Genomic DNA, 16633 nt, shown 5'->3' with positions numbered 1-16633 from the left:
CCCGATATTTTGTCAACAGTCTGCAACCCCGCCTTAAGTGGCGGGGTTACAGACTGTTGACAAACTTTCGTAAAGGAGATATTTTGCATAAGGAACGACTTGTGACAAAGCGGCAACGAAACTTAGCGAGACCAAGGGTGGAGGCAGGGCCGTAGCCACGGATGGCGGAGGCGGGCACTAAGACAAGGATGTCGAATGTGCCCGGTACCCTGCCGGAACCCGAAGGTCGAGTTTAGTTTTGTCGCTTTGGAACATCGGAGTGACGATGCAAAATATCTCCTTTGAATATTTTTTAACTTTGTCAACAAACTGTAACCCCGCCACTTAAGGCGGGGTTGTTATTTATTATATCATGCTTAAATTTTATGAATCCGCATAATTTTCAAGGTAGCGAAGGTCTTTTATTATAATCTTTTTCCCATCTATCTCAATTAAACCTTCTTTTTTTAACTTATTTAGTCCTTTTGTAACCGTTACTCTATCACATCCTATTAAATTGGCAATATTCTCATGGGTTAAAGGAATATCTATTATATAACCTTTTTTTATCTTCTTGCCTTGTTGATAGAATAATCTAATTAGAAAATCGCACAGTCTTCCCATTGAATCTTTGAAAATCAAATCGCTCATCTGCATAGTAACAATTCTAAATTTTCTGCTCATGCTATGAGCAATATATTTATACATATCAGGATTTGTTTCCAGAATAGAACTTAATTTATCTTCAAAAATAATAGATATTTCACTATCTTTTATAGCTTGGCCTTCAATTAAATCAAATCCTCCTCCTAAATAGGAAAATTCTCCAAATATTTCCCCTGGTTGCAGCAAATAAAGAACTTTTATCTTTCCATTTTTATTTGAAATAAATTGCTTTATCAATCCTTTCGTTATTATGGAAATATATGGTTTGTTATAATTAATTGTTATAGTTTCATTTTTCAAAAAACTCTTTTTATATCCCTGTATAGCTATATTAAGGAAAAATTTCCTCATATCTTTCTGTCGATTTATATCAAACATTTCATTATATACCGAACTTATAGTCATCCCCTTTCAGCTCCCCACTTCTCTCCTGTTTGAAACAATAAAAATTGCACCAACAATTTTACTATTTTTACAATATGTTTAATTAAAAAAGTCAACCTTAAAATTTATTATACTATTTTCAAAATTATATTTCTATATTTTGATCTTTTATATCAAAAAAGCATGGAGCATAAAATCCCCATGCCTAAAATAGTTTCATCTATTTAGTAAAAATACCCTCCCAATCACCCGTTGCAATATAAATATGAGGCTCGTTTTTTATGTCCTTTTTATATACATAAATATCTACATCTTCTTTCTTGCCATCCTCATAAAACACTTCTCTTTTTTCTCTCAGATACATAATTTCATGATTATCTCCAAAATACGACTCTAATTCATCAATACTTGGCAAAACGCTGCCATCATCATAGAAAGTAATAATCTCTCCCCATATACAAATAATTTTTTTGTTTCTCCTAAATAACTGCTATCTACTTTTTTGCAATTACTTTTATAGCAGTTTCTATAGCTTTAACCATATCCCCTAAAGACATGGAAGGAGTATAAGGCTTATTCAAAACTTGCACTGGCAAATAAGGTATGTGAATAAAGCCTGCTTTAATATTTAATCTGTTATTGTGAACATAATTGAGAATTCCATACATTAAATGATTGCACACAAACGTACCTGCTGTATTAGAAATTGATGCCGGTATATTTTCTTTTTTTATCTCTTCTACTATCTCTTTTATGGGAATAGTAGCAAAATAAGCTGGAGCACCTTCAGGGTCAATCGGGGTATCAATTGGTTGTTGCCCTATATTATCTGGAATTCTAGCATCATCAATATTAATCGCTATTCTTTCAACAGTTATATCATATCGTCCGCCAGCCTGTCCAATACTTAGAACTGCATCCGGCTTAACTTCCTTTATTTTTTCTATTGCTTTCTCAACAGAAAGATAAAAAACAGTAGGAACTTGAATCTTAATTATCTCCGCACCTTCTATATTATCTTTCAAGTTTTTTAATACTTCATAAGAAGGATTAATATTTTCCCCCCAAAAGGATCAAAAGCTGTTACGAGTATTTTCATTATCATATCACCCTTTCATAAAAATATTAAAACGCCCAAAAATACATTAGTACTATGTGAATAATGAGCATGGCAATAGCTACAGGAACTTGATATTTTATAACTCCATATTTCTTATCTTCCATTTCCAATATTGCAGTCGGAACTATGTTAAAATTTGCTGCCATTGGTGTCATTAAAGTTCCACAATATCCTGCTGTCATACCTAAAGCCGCTACTATCACCGGATTCCCTCCTTGAGCTATTACAAAAGGAATTCCAATTCCTGCTGTAATAACCGCAAATGCTGCAAAAGCATTGCCCATTATCATTGTAAATAGAGCCATTCCTACACAATAAGCAATTACCCCTAAAAGTATATTACCCTGAGGAATAATTGTCTTTATCCCACTTGCTATTACTTCACCTACACCTGCAACTGTGAAAACGGCTCCTAAAGCAGCAAGAAGTTGCGGTAAAATGCTTATAGGTCCTACTACTTCAAGTAATCTTCTACCATCATCAGCCATTTCTTTAACTTTCCCTTTTGTAATCACCAATGCTAAAATTGCAGCTACTACAGTTGATATCCAAAATGCAACAAGAGAGCCAAGTTGTTTTGTCCATATTTGAGCAACAATAAATGTAACTATGCCAAGAGCCAAAGCTGGAACAAAAATTAGATTGCCAATTTTTTGTGACATTTGTTCTTTAAATTCTGAGGTTGATTCGTCAAATTTTCCAATTTTGACTAATCGAAATGCAGATAATAGAGTCAATACAATAACCATGTATCCTGTATATATATCAGGTATATAAATGTTTTTATTACCCCACAATAAGCCTATTCGACTAAATGTAAAAATTATTCCTAATAACCCCCAAAATAAAGCAGTAGGGATTTTTGAAGGATGATTTTTTTCTTTTAGTGTAGCATACGCTGAGTAAAAAGAAACTATGCCCATCATAATGTATAGGATTTCAGTTAAAGAATCCTTAAGCATTCAATACTCCTCCTTCCTAAGCATTTTACCTATTTTCTTTTTTGGACCTCGTTCTTATCCCATACTTTTGGTCAAATTTTCTGTCATAATAGAAAAACTGCAAAGTACCAACTACCATTATTATTAACGCGAGAGGTATTGACGCTTTTGCGATATCTAAAGCTTCTACAGTATAGTTTAATTCTTTTAATACACCAACAATTAGCAAAACACCTCCTGCTGCAACAAAAGCATTCTGCCCAAAGAAATTACCATAGTTTTCTACTGCAGCTTCTAAGCCCTTAATCCTTTCATGGTCTTCGCTTTTTATTTCGCCATATCTATTAATTGCTGCCCCTTCTGCCATAGGTAATATCAAAGGTCGTATAAATTGTACATGTCCCCCAAGCCTTAAGCCGAACATCGCTGCCAATGTCCTAAGTACTAAATATAAAGCAGTTACTTTTCCCACTGTAGCTGCTTTTATTTTTCCTATTACATATGCAGCCCTTTCACGGAGACCATACCTTTCAAGTATTCCAATTACAGGCAATGAGATAATAAATATAGACATGTATCTGTTGTCTACAAAAGCTTTTCCTAAAATTTCTACAATTTTAGGAAAAGGTACCCCTGCCACCAGGCCAGTCACAATACCAGCAATTAAAACCACTGCTAAAGTATCGAGCTTCAAGATAAATCCCACAATAATGATTAAAATACCAATTAACTTAATCATAAACTATCCCCCTTTAAAATGGATTTATTTTTTTGTAATTATATCACAATACATAAATAAAACTGTGGCCACGGCTACAATTTTATAAATTTTTAGTCATAATTATTTATAAATCCTGTAAATCCTATTTTTACTATGACACTTATGTATAAACTTTTATATCTTTTTAGGCCATTACAACAAATTTGTAGTAAAAAAGAAAAGCACTTAGGCAAATGAACCCTAAGTGCTCCCATTTTTCAGTACTTTTTTGGTGGAGCCAAGGGGACTTGAACCCCCGACCTTGTGAATGCCATTTTTTATAAGGTTTAGACAATAAAAAAATTGCTATTATCTCTCATCTATCCTTACTTCCCTCTCACATAGGTGCAAAAGGACAAATATTAAAGAATGCACTATTAATATTATCATGTAGGCAATATAATAAATTTTATCTTTTTTAGGGATTATTTCCCACAAAACTTTAAACTTTTTTATTGCTTCCATAACAAAAACTCCTTTATTTAAACCTTTTCCTTAACTATATACGACAAATAAAACAAATTCAAGCCGAATTGATTCTAGGTTGAATGGTAAAAAATGTAAAATAAGCTATATGCAAAAAAGCTTATAATTTAATAAAAAACTATAACGGTTGCAATCTGCAGTCACTCAGATTAAGTTCTATGAAGGCTTCTTCTAAATCTGTCCCAATTGTTTTTTTCTTTAAAATTTTATTCTGTAGCTTTAGACAGCTTTTTTAATAAATAACCTACTCCACGAATTATTAAATAGAACAATCCCGCACTTATGATTCCTCCCAAAAGTACAAAGATAACAAATACAAACACTCCAAAGCAAGGATATGCAATAAACATTTTCCCCATTGCTTCTCCTGGCCCTCTGCTCCCCATTACTATCCAACTTATCAGCCCAATCGTCCATATAGCTAAATCTATCCCTACTGAGTAAGGTAAGCGAGAAATGTGCCCCATGGGTACTGTAAAAAAGTCATGTAACATAATTCTGCCTCTCACCCCTGCAGGTGGCCATAATATTGGAATAATTGTTCCAATTACATGACTCATAGGCCAAGTAAAACCACCATATTTAATTAATTCTTCACCAATACTCTCAGATGTAAATCCTCCACGGAAATCCCCAATACTAGCCCTAGCAAAAATTCCTATTATTCCCCATAACAAACCAACCATTATAATTTTCTTAAGAGTTGCAACTTTATTAAAAGGCTTTAGAAAAATAAGCTTAAAAAAGGGAACAATAAAATCAGTTGTCAAAAAGTCAATTACTGTGCTAGAAGGTTTGCTATCTGCCCAATATTCTCCCAGTGAAAGTGGTTGAGTTCCCAAAACATAACAAGTAGACAAAAGAGATATTCCTCCCCATAATAAACCTATTATTAAAATTATCGAAATAACTTTAACATTTTTTACTTTTTCACCTCCCCATTTTCATCAAGTTATGTCAGATAAAACCCTAATTTCGGGGGTTATCAAACCCTGCGATCATTGATATAAAAAGATTTGAGAAAAAAGAAGGGTCTCCTTCAGCTGCCTCTTCCCCTTTATAGGAAAATATAGAAAAATTCTCTAACGCTTTGAATTCTCTTTTTAAAATAATGCTCAGGAATAACAACTGGGAAAAGGGAATTAACTATCTAGAGCTTGCGAAAAAATATCTTTACCGCTTTAATGCATTAAGCATACCTGTAAGTTTCGTCATCCATAATAATTTAGCCTATGCTTACCTCAAAATGTGTCAGTTTCAAAAAGTAGTGACACTTCTGGAAAACTTTATATATTTTTGTAAAGACATTATAAGTCTTGAAGTTATGCCAGATATATATACTTCTCTAAATATCGCCTATTACAACTTAGGAAATTATGAAAAGGCTCTTTACTATATCAAAAAAGCGATACTTTTATTTGAGTTTCAGTGCGATCATTTAGAGACTGGAAAATGCTACCTAAACTATATAAATACCTTAAGGTACAGTGGTAAATTTAAAAAAGCTTTTGAAGTGCTTGAAAAAGCTAAGAATGGTTACAAAGATGTCGCTGAACTTTATCACAAGTTTAAAATTCAAGAGATGATTCTTTATTTTAATATCGGTATGTATGAAAAAGTTATTGAACTTTCAGAAAGCATTAATACTTCTTTACTCAGCATGAGAGGAAAAAAGAGCTTACTTTTATGTTAGGCCATATAAAATACTTGAATAAAGAATTTGAGGAGGCCTATAGATTTCTTAAAAAATGCGAGAAATATTTTGCTGAAGAGAAATTTTACAATGACTTATCTGTTATTTATGAAGACTTATACGCAATTACAGGTGATGTTAATTACAGGGTAAATGCATTAGCAGTAAAAAATAAATTAGTAAGAAAAAATGTAATCATATAAACATTAAAATTTCTTTCCGCCGAAAACCTATCACCAATGTTTGTTAATTTTTTATTATATAACTTTACATTTTGTTACCTTAATTGTAAAGTAAATGGTAGGAGCACTTATAATACCTGGCATAAGCCATCCCCTATCTCCTTCTCTAGTACTTTCACCCGTTTTTTACAAGAGAAAATTCCCTACAGATGCTTGGAGAAGATTTTATAGAAATAGCAAATCATATCCTTACAAAACAGGTAAATTTTGTGAGTCCCCTGTTTTTATTTCATTGCCTAAGTAGAATTAAAAATTTTTTGATATTTGCTTTCTTCTAAAAAAATCAAACAAAGTATTATCATTCTTTGGGTAACTTGTTTGTATTCGGGCCCATAAACGGACCCGAATACATTTCAATTTACTTCCTTGATTTAAAAATTCACGCGTCCACCGCCACAAGCAATCACAGCACCACAACATCCGTCAATAACGATAGGTTCCATACTACCAAGAATTACTTCCGTCATGTTATTCACCTCCTCCCCCAAGTAATTTTATAATAAACACATCTTAAAGTTTTTTATTGTATAACTTTAAGATGTGTTACAAGCTTTTTTAAAATTCATCTTATTCCTGTTCCCCAATTATTTTCTACTTTATACACATCCATAGACGAAAAACGGTGAATTGATTAAAAATAATTAAGAAAAAATATCAAGCCTTAACAGAAACATCGTTATTTCTATTTTCTATGAGCTGTTCCTTAATAATATCACGGTAAGTAGGGCATGAGGCAAGCAATTCTTCATGAGTTCCAATAGCAGCAATTTTTCCTTTATCAAGCACATAAATTTCTCTGCTCTGAAGAACTGTTGATAACCTATGGGAAATCACAATTAAATTTGGAATGATAGCTTTTATATTCTTAAATATCACATTCTCTGTTTCGGCATCCACACCTGATAAAGCTTCGTCTAGTATTAATAAAGTTGGTTTTCTCAAAATAGCTCGTGCCAAAGCTAAACGCTGTCTTTCTCCAGTAGATAATGCTTTTCCACCTTCTCCGACCTTCGTATTGAGAAATTCTCTGCCAAAATTAAGTCCGCAAAGTTTTAGAGCATACTCCATCTCCTCTTCTGAAAAGTTCTCCCCCATTGAAAGGTTCTCCTTTACTGTCATCCCAAAAATAAAATCTGTATTGCTAACAAGTAAAATATATTTGCGCAAGGACTTCTTTGAATAGGAAGTAATTGGAACATCATTTATTAAACATCTCTCACTATCAAAATATCCGCTTAAAAAGCGCACTAAAGTACTTTTACCCGAACCACTATAACCAACAATTGCAATATTTACGTTATTTGTAAAATCAAGTTTTAGGTTGATATTATCTAATACCTCTTTATCCCCATACTTAACTGTTAATCCATTAAGAGATATGCTTTTTAGATCTCTCAATGTCCTTGTTCCATCCGGAGCAGTGTAAGTAGTCTCAATAATCGTTAAAACTCTATTAAAAGGTGGAATAACTTGACTAAAAGCACCTAAATTTTTTGAAAAATTGCTAAGAGGTTCAAATAAATTCTCAGAATATAGATAAAAAGCGATCATAGTACCTATATCTGTTCTACCTATAGAAACTAAAACTGCGCCCACTCCGAAAATCACGAGCGGAAATATGGCGCTCAAATAAGAATAGCTTGCAGTATAGGCCTTCATATTGAAGATAACTTTTCTGATATTTTTTAACCATTCTTTAATATCAAACAAAAATTTCTTAATGAGAAAATTTTCCTGTTTATAGAAAATAGCAATGGGCAATCCTTCTATTTTTTCTTTCAAGCTTTCCAATACATTTGCATAAGAAATCCTCTCTTCCTGAGACGATTCGATAATTCCTTTTGAGTATTTTTTAAATACAAAAAAGTAAAAAGGAATAAAGATTACTGAAATTATACCAAGGATAGGATTAAGATATATCAATACGGCTATCACAACTAAAAATCTTAAAAGATTAAGAAGGGTTGACGGGAAAAAACCTGAAACAACGATACCTGCCATCTCTCCATCAGAAAGTATCTTTGAAATATACTCTCCGCCCTTTTCTGAAATAAGTCTTTCTATAGGAAGCTTTTGCAGACTTTCATATGTCTTTTGAAAAAAATCAGCTGTTGCTTCTTTTTGGAGATATTCGAATCTATACTCTGCTATAAAATTTAAAATTACTACAGTGGTTCTTATTACAAAGAGCGCCAACAAAAGTGAAATTAACTTTGACAAAAAAAATTTTGACTGCATTAAGTTAATTATCTCTCGATTAATAAAAGGTACCAAGGCTCCCAGTAATGATATTGCAGTCCAAAGGATGAGTATACAAAACTGTGCCTTCCAATATGGTCTGGAGTAGTGAAGAATTTTCCTAAGATATTCTCTATGCATTTTTTCTACCCCCAAAGTAATGCGAAATATTTTCTAGGATTTTTTGCCAATTTCCTTTCTTGCTCATTATATATATCTTTTTTAAAACTTCATCCCAAAATAGACTTTCAAAATTAATAAATTCACCAAAGCGCTTTTTTATGAGTAACGGATCTGACTCCAAAGAAATCAACGCTGCAGGACATAAATCTTGAAAATCAGAAAACCACACTTTCAGAGGAAAATTTAAATCTCTGAATTTTTCTAATAGCCATTCCTCTATTTCTTCATACTTGTTATAAAAACAGTTTTTCTCTAAGTTTAATATATTATCAGTTAGCTTTAGGTGCAAATTTGTAAGAAGATGACAGCTGTATACTGACCCATCTGGGAAAACTGTAAGGTGTGCTTTAAAACCGCATGGGTAAAAATCAGAATGAACTTTATTTACAACCTCCCCAATAGCTCTTGTAATAGCTAAATCAAACACTGGTTCTGAACTAGAAAGACGGTCAAAAACGTAGGTTATATAATCCTTACATATGTTGTAAAATTTAGGGTTGCTAACAAGATTATCTACATCAATTTTCCCCGATAGTAATGGAAACTGTTCTTCTTTTTTAATAGCTATAACAGAAGCAATAGAACTTAAGAAGTCTACAATATCTATTAAGGTGTACCCTGCATTAAACGCATAGTATGTATACGTAGCTTGTACCGACAACCTTACACCTCTATTCTTCAATATTTCAACATTCTCCATTACGTGTTTAAACGTTTTAGTCCCATTTGTAAATCTTCTATTGTGGTCATGGACATCTTCTGATCCATCAATACTTACGGTGACCGAAAAGTTATGTTTAAGCAAAAAATCCAACTTTTTATGGTCAAGAAGCGTTCCGTTTGTTGATACAGCAAATCGTGGCATTATACCATTTTTTATAAATTCTTCTACTATAACTTTAATAGTTTCAAAGGCCAATAAAGGTTCCCCACCAAAAAAGGAAACTGTTGTTATAGAATCCCCTAATAATTGGGATAGTTTTTGGACGGCAATTTGAGCTGTCTCTTTTTTCATTATTTCTTTTGGAAAACTTTTAAAATCACCACCAGAAGCATAACAATAAGAGCATGCCATATTGCAACCCGTACTTACAAAAAACCAAATATTATGTGGTCCTGATTTTCTACTTTTTTCTCCACTCCTCTTTTTGAGTTCGAATGTCTTTTTTTGGAATATTTCTTCACTCTCTTCAAATATTCTTTCACACATTCTCGAATTACATCTCGTAATTAGTGAAATATCAGCAATTGAATATCCCTTTTCCTTCAATTGGAGTACTTTCCCTTTCAATTCATCAACAACAAAAAGAGACATAGAAAGAGGATGATAAACCAGCCATTCTGAATCGGGCCCATCAACGGGCCCAATTACATGATAATCATTAATAGCTCTCCACGTTTTCATACTTTTCTCACCTTCTTTTTCTAATTATGCTATTACATGTCCACCACCGCAAGAAATTAAAGCACCACAACATCCATCAATAACGATAGGTCCAATGCTGCCAAGAATTACTTCCGTCATGTTATTCACCTCCCCCTAAACAATTTTTATGCTGAGCACATCTTAAAACTTTTCTATATTTGTATTTACATCAAAGTTCTAAGATGTGCCTTCAGCCTACCTGAAATCTATCTTGGCTTTGCATCTTTTTACTTATCTACAACTACTGAATGCCAATCTATTATATCCTTTTCTCCCATTGGTCCTACATACCCATCATTCCCTAAAGCACTAAAACACCATGAACATAGTAAAAGAGTAACTATGGAAAAGATAACTAACAACTTTTTCTTCATACATCCCCTTGCCTCCCTTTACTTTTCCTTCTCTTATCTATATAATATATGGTAAGTTAAACAATTTCAACCCGAATTGATTCTGGGTGGTGTGTAAAAAAATGGATGGATTCTATTATGATTTAGAGGCTTTTGGAAATGAATTGAAAGATATTCGTAAATCTTTAAGGCTTACTCAAAAAGATGTGGCAAAGCAAACTCTTATAAGCATAGATACTTTAAGGAGAATTGAAAATGGAAAGGTTATGCCTAAACAGGAAACTCTTGATTTGATGTCTGTCATCTTTAAAAGAGACTTAAATGAGCTCTTGCTTAAGTATAGACTTAAAGATTACTCTTCTTTTTATAAAATAAAAACTTCTATTGAAGATAAGCTTGAAGGTGGAGAATTTGAAGATTTGAAAAAAGATGTCAAAGAGCTTAAAAAAATAATTGATGAAGGGAAAATGAGTCTTTATTACATTCGATTATTGAAGCAACTTCTCTTGTTAGTGGAGTCTGTTATTGAAAAAACTGTAAATAATGATTATGAAAAGGCTTTAGAAAAATTGATTGAAGCTATGAAAGTCACTATACCAGATTTTTCTTTTTCTAACTATACCCGCTTTGTGTACAGCAGTATGGAAGTTAGAATCTTAATGAATATGGCTATTATACTAAGAGAAAAAGAATCATACGAAAAATGTATAGAAATGCTCCTTTTCTGCTTAGAAGCACTGGAGAAAGACAATGTAGAAGAAAGAATTAGGGTATATTATAACCTCTCCTATGTGTATCACCTGGCTTCCATATATGATAAGGCGCTTTACTACGCAGAAGAAGGTATTAAAACTTGTACAGAAAACAAGACTTTAAATGGCTTGGCACTTTTATACTTCAGAAAGGGAATTGCCGAATTTAAGCTTAATAGAGAAAACTACATGGACTCTCTTTTAAAGGCTGTAAATCTTTCAGAAATATGTGGGCATGAAAAGTTAAAGAAAATGGTCATAGAAAGTTGCAAGAAAATTTATAATATAGACCCGGAAAATTTTTAAAAGCTTTAAAGTATCTTCTATTCCTGATTAAATTAAATATAAAAAAACAGCAAGGAGCAATATTTTACTTCCTGCTGTCAGACACCATTGATAGTGTAACTTTTGTAGTTTTTTATAACCACAATAGGCGTTTGCTGTTCTGAGTTACCTGAAGGGTTGTCCAAAAAAGCTTTTCTACGTATTCCTTATCTACTCCTTTTGAGGCGCCAACGCAGTCAGCTTTATGTAAATCATTTGCGTCAATTATTACAGCATCCACTCCTGTTTTTTCTTTTATCATGTCGCAAACTTTATCCGGGTCTTTGGGGCCTAAAACTACATGTCTATGATATGGTGGCATTGTACCAGCAAAATCGTCGATTAAAGCAACTTGCCTTCCAGCTATTATAAAAAACCAGCCTTTTCTCCCCAAGAGTTTTCCTATGCCACCTATGATTGTAGCTATTAAGATTCTAAACCATCCCACTTCTTCATAGTTTAAGCCTCCATTTATACTAAAAATTGTAACACTAAAATTTTTAGTAAATATCTTTTATTTTTTTCTTGCTGTGGTAAAATATATTTAGTTTTATCACAATTATACCATAATTTTATCACACTTTTCTCACAATTTTTTTAAATTGGAGAAGGGAAATGTTAAACAAGCTGACAAATATAAGGATTGATTCTGCCTGCAACAGCCCATCAATAAAAGAGCACAAGAGCCTGCTGGCCTTTGATTTCTCTCTAGACATCCCTTCACACCAGGCAGAAATTCATGAAAATACTAGACTTTCAAACAAGGGGGACGGTTCCTTTTATCTGAAAAAATCAGACAGAAGGAACCGTCCCCTCTGTTTGATTATTAACGCATCCGGTTTTTTATATCCTCTTTTGTTTTAGCTGCAGTTTTAGTTTGTTACTTCTTCAATCTTTCGATTTTCGATCTCCTATCTCCCTTGCTTTCACTCAATTTATATGTTGCCACAATAACCCAAGGCTAAGTAATGGATGCTAGTTAGGCTTTACCACGACTGAAATTTTATAATTATTTTTTGAATTGCTCAAGCAAAAGCTTAAGAAGCTTAATAATAAAGACTAAAACAACAACATTTACTACTAGTACTATGACTGTTGCAATTAAAAAAATAAGAACATAGATAGACATAGAATACCTCCCATCCCTATTAGTAATTAGCCCACGAATAATAGCTATCGTTTCCAACGTATAACCTTAACCTAAAGAAGGTAGTTGTATAGTAACCTCCTATTGTGCTTCCTTCCCATTCTAAAGTAGCATAAGCATGTCCAGAAATGTCTTCCCAAGCTTTATTTATCCCAAATGATGTAAGCGAATAAGTACCGACCCATAGTGTAAAATTATCGTAGGATTTTTAGATGATAAAAAAACAAGAGACAACCCCTGTGATAAAATAGATTGTGGAAAACCAAAAAAACATGAAAGGGGTGTCTCTTGTGAAAAAAATTAAGTTTGAAGATATTATACTACAAAATGCATGTAATTACATCAATAATGTGATAGAAATTTTTAAAAAGTTATTAGAAGAAGGGATGGATATAACAGAACTTTCATTAAAAGTTAGAGAAATGGTAGACAAATTAGGTATAGAAACAATGGTAGCAATTATAGAAGAATTAGATAAGATAATAAAAGAAGACAAGAGAAGGAAAGAGAAATGGGTAGTAGAAAGGGAAGATGAAAAGACTTTAATAACGACAGTAGGAGAAATAAAATATAAAAGGACATATTACAAATCAAAAGAAGATGGGAGATACACCTACTTAACAGATGACGCATTAGGGATAGGTAGGCATGAGAGGATAGAAGAAGGAGTAAAAGTAAAGATAGTAGAAAAAGCGACAGAAGAATCCTATGAAAAAAGCAGTAAAGAAGCAAGCCCAGTAGAATTAAGTAGACAGACAGTATTAAATGCAATAAGAGAGATAGGAGAAGTAGAAATAAAAAAAGAAGTAGAAGAAAAGAAAGAAATAAAAGTATTATACATAGAAGCAGATGAAGACCACGTATCCTTACAAGACGGGGGAAAAGAAATGCCACGACTTGTATACATACATGAAGGCAAAGAGACAAAGAACGGTAGGTCTGAGCTAAAGAATGTCCATTACAAAGCATATGTAGGACAAAAGCCAGAAGACATATGGATAGACGTAGCAAATTACATAAATGACAATTACAAAGAAGAAAAAATAGAGAAGATATACATAGCAGGTGATGGAGCAAGATGGATAAAAGAAGGGATAGAGTGGATACCAAAATCAAGATTTGTATTAGACAGGTATCATTTAAACAAATACATACTCATGGCAACATCGAAAGAGCCAAGATATAGAGATAGGATATGGAGAGCAATAAATGAAGGGAATGAAAAAGAATTAAAAGAAGCATTTAATGAACTATCAAAAATAGCACAAACAGAGCAAGAGAAGAAGAAAATAAGGGAAGTAAAGAAATACATATTAAACAACTGGGAAGGGATAAAAATATACAAAGAAGATGAGGATGCAATAGGGTGCAGTGCAGAAGGGCATATAAGCCATGTATTTTCAGACAGGTTAAGCAGGAACCCATTAGGATGGAGTAGAGAAGGATTAAAGCTAATGGCGAAATTAAGAGTATTTAAGAAAAATGGAGGCAATTTAAGAGAAGTAGAATGGCGTAAAAAGCGCAAAAACAACAATGAAGGTTATAAATTAACAAAGAAGCAAATAAAAGAGGCAGTAAAGAGAGCTAAAACGTATACAAAAGAACAAATAAACAATATTACAGTATTAAACATGGGCAAAGTAACACCAATATATAGAATTTTAAAAGCAATAAAATATGAAAGAGTGATATAAAAAACACATAATAATGGAAACCTTGATTTAAGCAATTTCAGGGGTTGTCTTTAAAAAAATATCCTACAGTATCTTGACACTATCGTACCGACCATAGCTATTGCATGATCATAAACTTTACTGATATAATCATAACCTCCATTTACTATTACAAAATCCGCATAAAAATCTGCAGCCACAAGCATACCCACATGACTTACTTTAATATGTGTATAACTACAATACCCCGTCCCACATCTTACTGTTCCAGTTCCAGGATCTACTACTAAAGGACTAATATCATTGCTTGTGAATGTTGGACTAATTTCTTTAAGTATTTCTTTTGTAGTAATATTAACTGAACCATCAGGATAAACTAACTTAGTGACTTCTTCTAGAGCCCCTTTATCATTTACTCGTGTAAAAGTTTCTACCTTAGCTTTTGCTTGCATTTCTGGACGGTAAGCATCCAATATTTCACCTTTTTTAATTTTATTAATAAGTTTTTGTCGACTAACATCGTCTATCCCTAATAGTGGCCAATATTTTTTTGCAAACTCTTCCAAGGACAAATGTTCTATTGAATTTTTCTCTATTTTTTTATGACCTAAGGCAGCTTCTTCAGCAAAACCTGAGAAGAAAAGGTGAATAAAATTAAAATTATGATTATAGATATATTAAAAAATTTTTTCAACATTTTAATTACCTGCCAAAAACTTTTTTAATTTTTATAAATTGCAATATTAAATGCAACACCTAATGAAAATCATGTAGATATAGGATTTGGAACAAATCATATATAACCTTAAGCCCATCTTAGTTAACAAATTGAGCGAAGGTCGTGATTTGTCAAGGGTTAAAGTCAGGCGAAGCCTGCCCCTTGACAAATCACGAACGAGCTCTAAACTTTATAAGGGATGGGCTTAACAGATTTTTGCCAGCTCTTCATAAAAGTATTCCTTAGGCGTTTTGTAATTTAACAATTTTCGTGGAAGGTTATTAAGCCAGTTTTCTACTCTCTTTATCGTATCTATAGATAAATCTTTAATACTTTTACCTTTAGGGATGAAACGTCGTATAAGACCGTTATGTCGTTCATTTGTAGCTCTTTCCCAAGATGAATATGGATGTGTATAATATACTTCTACGCCATATTCTAAAAGAGCACTTTCTAAATCACTAAACTCTGTACCATTATCAGATGTTATTGTTTTAAATACTTTGTTTAAATTGTCACCAAACATATCTTTTAATTTTGATAATGCATCTTTAACAGATTTATTGTCTTTTGCATCTAATAAGAATATTATTTCATGGCGAGTCTTACGCTCTATTAATGTTAAAAGGACCTTGTCATTAGATTTCTTGCCAATTAACGTATCTATTTCCCAATGCCCAAAAACTTCACGGCTTTCAACTTCTTTAGGCCTAAAATCAATACTTTTACCCATAATACGTTTATTTTTACGATTTTGTTTCTTCCTTGGTTTTAAACGTAGTTTTAAAGGTAAATCAATGTTTTTAACTTTTAATAATCCTCTATCTATATAGTTGTACAGTGTTTTAGTACAAACAATGGTTTTATTATTCCAGCTTGGGTCTTTTTTACAATAGCCTACAACTGCATCTGGTGACCATTTTTCATTTAATATTTTATTTTCAGCATATTTCAAGAAATCTTCTGCTTTAGCTACTTTAAATTTAGCTCCGCAATTTGAACGATTTTTTTCGTAGATAGCTTGACCGGTTTCAGGAAAATAGCTTGTATAAGAAGATAAATCACTTCTAAGTTGTGTAGTAGTTCCACGTTTAATTTCACGGCTTATAGTGCTTGGAGATCGATTAAGTTTTTTAGCAATATACCGAATACTTCTTCCTTCTTTGAGTAATGCATAGATCTCTCCTCGTTCATAGCTACTTAAGTGTTTAAAAGAACGATTTTTTGTGGTATCATTATTATGAACCATAGTGAAAATCCTCCTTGTATGATGTTTAGTTGACACCTATATCATACACGATTTTCACTATGGTTTCTATTTTTTTATCTGTTGCATTTAATTATACAACTAACCCTTTTTTAATTTTTTAACTAATAAATTTTTTATTATCCTTTCCTCCAATCATTACACTTACATTACCTCTCTAGCATCATAAAATACCATCTTATTAAATCATCCTCTCCCCAGGTACTATCTTATCACTACTTACCATGTTAAAGTACTATGAGGGTACCAAAATAATAAATACCGAAAAAATGACTATTTAG

17 protein-coding genes and 1 pseudogene are annotated in these 16633 nt (G+C 32.5%); 5 read left to right on the top strand and 13 right to left on the bottom strand.

Annotated elements, in window-relative coordinates; translation table 11 throughout:
• Positions 1-363: 363 nt before the first annotated feature.
• The 7 genes and pseudogenes from OEI98_RS05610 to OEI98_RS05580 all read right to left on the bottom strand — a co-directional run bounded on the left by OEI98_RS05610 (position 364) and on the right by OEI98_RS05580 (position 5196).
• The gene (locus tag OEI98_RS05610) at positions 364-1050 is read right to left on the bottom strand and encodes a Crp/Fnr family transcriptional regulator (RefSeq protein ID WP_323053784.1); all 687 of its coding nucleotides are present in this window, start codon (positions 1048-1050) and stop codon (positions 364-366) included.
• A gap of 199 nt (positions 1051-1249) precedes the next feature.
• Complete coding sequence (locus tag OEI98_RS05605) at positions 1250-1444, bottom strand: gamma-glutamylcyclotransferase (RefSeq protein WP_266040134.1); 195 nt, start codon at positions 1442-1444, stop codon at positions 1250-1252.
• 79 nt (positions 1445-1523) lie between these two features.
• A pseudogene (gene pcp / locus OEI98_RS05600) lies at positions 1524-2128 on the bottom strand (pyroglutamyl-peptidase I).
• Positions 2129-2154: 26 nt separating this feature from the next.
• Entirely contained in the window at positions 2155-3111 is a 957-nt protein-coding gene (locus tag OEI98_RS05595; protein ID WP_003869490.1) for a DUF979 domain-containing protein, read from the bottom strand.
• 25 nt (positions 3112-3136) lie between these two features.
• A complete protein-coding gene (locus OEI98_RS05590) occupies positions 3137-3829 on the bottom strand; it encodes a DUF969 domain-containing protein (protein WP_266040131.1) in 693 nt (230 codons plus the stop codon).
• Positions 3830-4159: 330 nt separating this feature from the next.
• Positions 4160-4315: a hypothetical protein gene (locus OEI98_RS05585; protein ID WP_266040129.1), complete on the bottom strand. Its 156-nt coding sequence runs from the start codon at positions 4313-4315 to the stop codon at positions 4160-4162.
• A gap of 227 nt (positions 4316-4542) precedes the next feature.
• Positions 4543-5196: a hypothetical protein gene (locus OEI98_RS05580; RefSeq protein WP_266040127.1), complete on the bottom strand. Its 654-nt coding sequence runs from the start codon at positions 5194-5196 to the stop codon at positions 4543-4545.
• A 251-nt stretch (positions 5197-5447) separates the two neighbouring features.
• Here OEI98_RS05580 and OEI98_RS05575 point away from each other — a divergent pair, with 251 nt between their 5' ends.
• Both OEI98_RS05575 and OEI98_RS05570 read left to right on the top strand, forming a co-directional pair.
• A complete protein-coding gene (locus OEI98_RS05575) occupies positions 5448-6029 on the top strand; it encodes a tetratricopeptide repeat protein (protein WP_266040125.1) in 582 nt (193 codons plus the stop codon).
• Complete coding sequence (locus tag OEI98_RS05570) at positions 6023-6232, top strand: hypothetical protein (RefSeq protein WP_266040123.1); 210 nt, start codon at positions 6023-6025, stop codon at positions 6230-6232. The genes OEI98_RS05575 and OEI98_RS05570 overlap by 7 nt, the downstream gene beginning before the upstream one ends.
• Positions 6233-6925: 693 nt before the next feature.
• On the opposite strand, the gene OEI98_RS05565 is transcribed toward OEI98_RS05570, so the two are convergent.
• The 3 genes from OEI98_RS05565 to OEI98_RS05555 form a co-directional block, all read right to left on the bottom strand.
• On the bottom strand, positions 6926-8650 hold the full coding sequence (locus OEI98_RS05565) for an ABC transporter ATP-binding protein (protein ID WP_266040121.1): 1725 nt from the start codon (positions 8648-8650) through the stop codon (positions 6926-6928).
• Positions 8643-10097 (bottom strand): radical SAM protein, encoded by a 1455-nt coding sequence (locus tag OEI98_RS05560; RefSeq protein WP_266040119.1) that lies wholly within the window; start codon positions 10095-10097, stop codon positions 8643-8645. The genes OEI98_RS05565 and OEI98_RS05560 overlap by 8 nt, the downstream gene beginning before the upstream one ends.
• Positions 10098-10345: 248 nt before the next feature.
• Entirely contained in the window at positions 10346-10492 is a 147-nt protein-coding gene (locus OEI98_RS05555; protein WP_266040117.1) for a hypothetical protein, read from the bottom strand.
• A 101-nt stretch (positions 10493-10593) separates the two neighbouring features.
• Here OEI98_RS05555 and OEI98_RS05550 point away from each other — a divergent pair, with 101 nt between their 5' ends.
• A complete protein-coding gene (locus OEI98_RS05550; RefSeq protein WP_266040115.1) occupies positions 10594-11529 on the top strand; it encodes a helix-turn-helix transcriptional regulator in 936 nt (311 codons plus the stop codon).
• 112 nt (positions 11530-11641) lie between these two features.
• On the opposite strand, the gene OEI98_RS05545 is transcribed toward OEI98_RS05550, so the two are convergent.
• Positions 11642-11995 (bottom strand): hypothetical protein, encoded by a 354-nt coding sequence (locus tag OEI98_RS05545; RefSeq protein WP_266040113.1) that lies wholly within the window; start codon positions 11993-11995, stop codon positions 11642-11644.
• 167 nt (positions 11996-12162) lie between these two features.
• Here OEI98_RS05545 and OEI98_RS05540 point away from each other — a divergent pair, with 167 nt between their 5' ends.
• The gene (locus tag OEI98_RS05540; protein WP_266040111.1) at positions 12163-12411 is read left to right on the top strand and encodes a hypothetical protein; all 249 of its coding nucleotides are present in this window, start codon (positions 12163-12165) and stop codon (positions 12409-12411) included.
• A 555-nt stretch (positions 12412-12966) separates the two neighbouring features.
• Positions 12967-14388: an ISLre2-like element ISTet1 family transposase gene (locus tag OEI98_RS05535; RefSeq protein ID WP_003869387.1), complete on the top strand. Its 1422-nt coding sequence runs from the start codon at positions 12967-12969 to the stop codon at positions 14386-14388.
• A gap of 50 nt (positions 14389-14438) precedes the next feature.
• Here OEI98_RS05535 and OEI98_RS05530 read toward each other — a convergent pair whose 3' ends face one another.
• Together OEI98_RS05530 and OEI98_RS05525 are read right to left on the bottom strand one after the other, a co-directional pair.
• Positions 14439-14939, bottom strand: coding sequence for a hypothetical protein (locus OEI98_RS05530; RefSeq protein WP_266040110.1), 501 nt, complete (start codon positions 14937-14939; stop codon positions 14439-14441).
• A gap of 351 nt (positions 14940-15290) precedes the next feature.
• Positions 15291-16334, bottom strand: coding sequence for an IS30 family transposase (locus OEI98_RS05525; RefSeq protein ID WP_003869295.1), 1044 nt, complete (start codon positions 16332-16334; stop codon positions 15291-15293).
• Between the last annotated feature and the right edge of the window lie 299 nt (positions 16335-16633).

The sequence above is a fragment of the Thermoanaerobacter sp. RKWS2 genome (assembly GCF_026240795.1).
Taxonomy (GTDB): Bacteria; Bacillota; Thermoanaerobacteria; order Thermoanaerobacterales; family Thermoanaerobacteraceae; genus Thermoanaerobacter; species Thermoanaerobacter ethanolicus.
This window is presented reverse-complemented; position numbering and strand designations above follow the sequence as displayed.

Excerpts from the sequence above, each read along its gene's own strand:
- OEI98_RS05610 (WP_323053784.1), bottom strand. The coding sequence starts at position 1,050 with ATGACTATAAGTTCGGTATATAATGAAATGTTTGATATAAATCGACAG.
- OEI98_RS05595 (WP_003869490.1), bottom strand. The coding sequence starts at position 3,111 with ATGCTTAAGGATTCTTTAACTGAAATCCTATACATTATGATGGGCATA.
- OEI98_RS05590 (WP_266040131.1), bottom strand. The coding sequence starts at position 3,829 with ATGATTAAGTTAATTGGTATTTTAATCATTATTGTGGGATTTATCTTG.
- OEI98_RS05585 (WP_266040129.1), bottom strand. The coding sequence starts at position 4,315 with ATGGAAGCAATAAAAAAGTTTAAAGTTTTGTGGGAAATAATCCCTAAA.
- OEI98_RS05575 (WP_266040125.1), top strand. The coding sequence starts at position 5,448 with ATGCTCAGGAATAACAACTGGGAAAAGGGAATTAACTATCTAGAGCTT.
- OEI98_RS05570 (WP_266040123.1), top strand. The coding sequence starts at position 6,023 with ATGTTAGGCCATATAAAATACTTGAATAAAGAATTTGAGGAGGCCTAT.
- OEI98_RS05565 (WP_266040121.1), bottom strand. The coding sequence starts at position 8,650 with ATGCATAGAGAATATCTTAGGAAAATTCTTCACTACTCCAGACCATAT.
- OEI98_RS05560 (WP_266040119.1), bottom strand. The coding sequence starts at position 10,097 with ATGAAAACGTGGAGAGCTATTAATGATTATCATGTAATTGGGCCCGTT.
- OEI98_RS05555 (WP_266040117.1), bottom strand. The coding sequence starts at position 10,492 with ATGAAGAAAAAGTTGTTAGTTATCTTTTCCATAGTTACTCTTTTACTA.
- OEI98_RS05550 (WP_266040115.1), top strand. The coding sequence starts at position 10,594 with ATGGATGGATTCTATTATGATTTAGAGGCTTTTGGAAATGAATTGAAA.
- OEI98_RS05540 (WP_266040111.1), top strand. The coding sequence starts at position 12,163 with ATGTTAAACAAGCTGACAAATATAAGGATTGATTCTGCCTGCAACAGC.
- OEI98_RS05535 (WP_003869387.1), top strand. The coding sequence starts at position 12,967 with ATGAAAGGGGTGTCTCTTGTGAAAAAAATTAAGTTTGAAGATATTATA.
- OEI98_RS05525 (WP_003869295.1), bottom strand. The coding sequence starts at position 16,334 with ATGGTTCATAATAATGATACCACAAAAAATCGTTCTTTTAAACACTTA.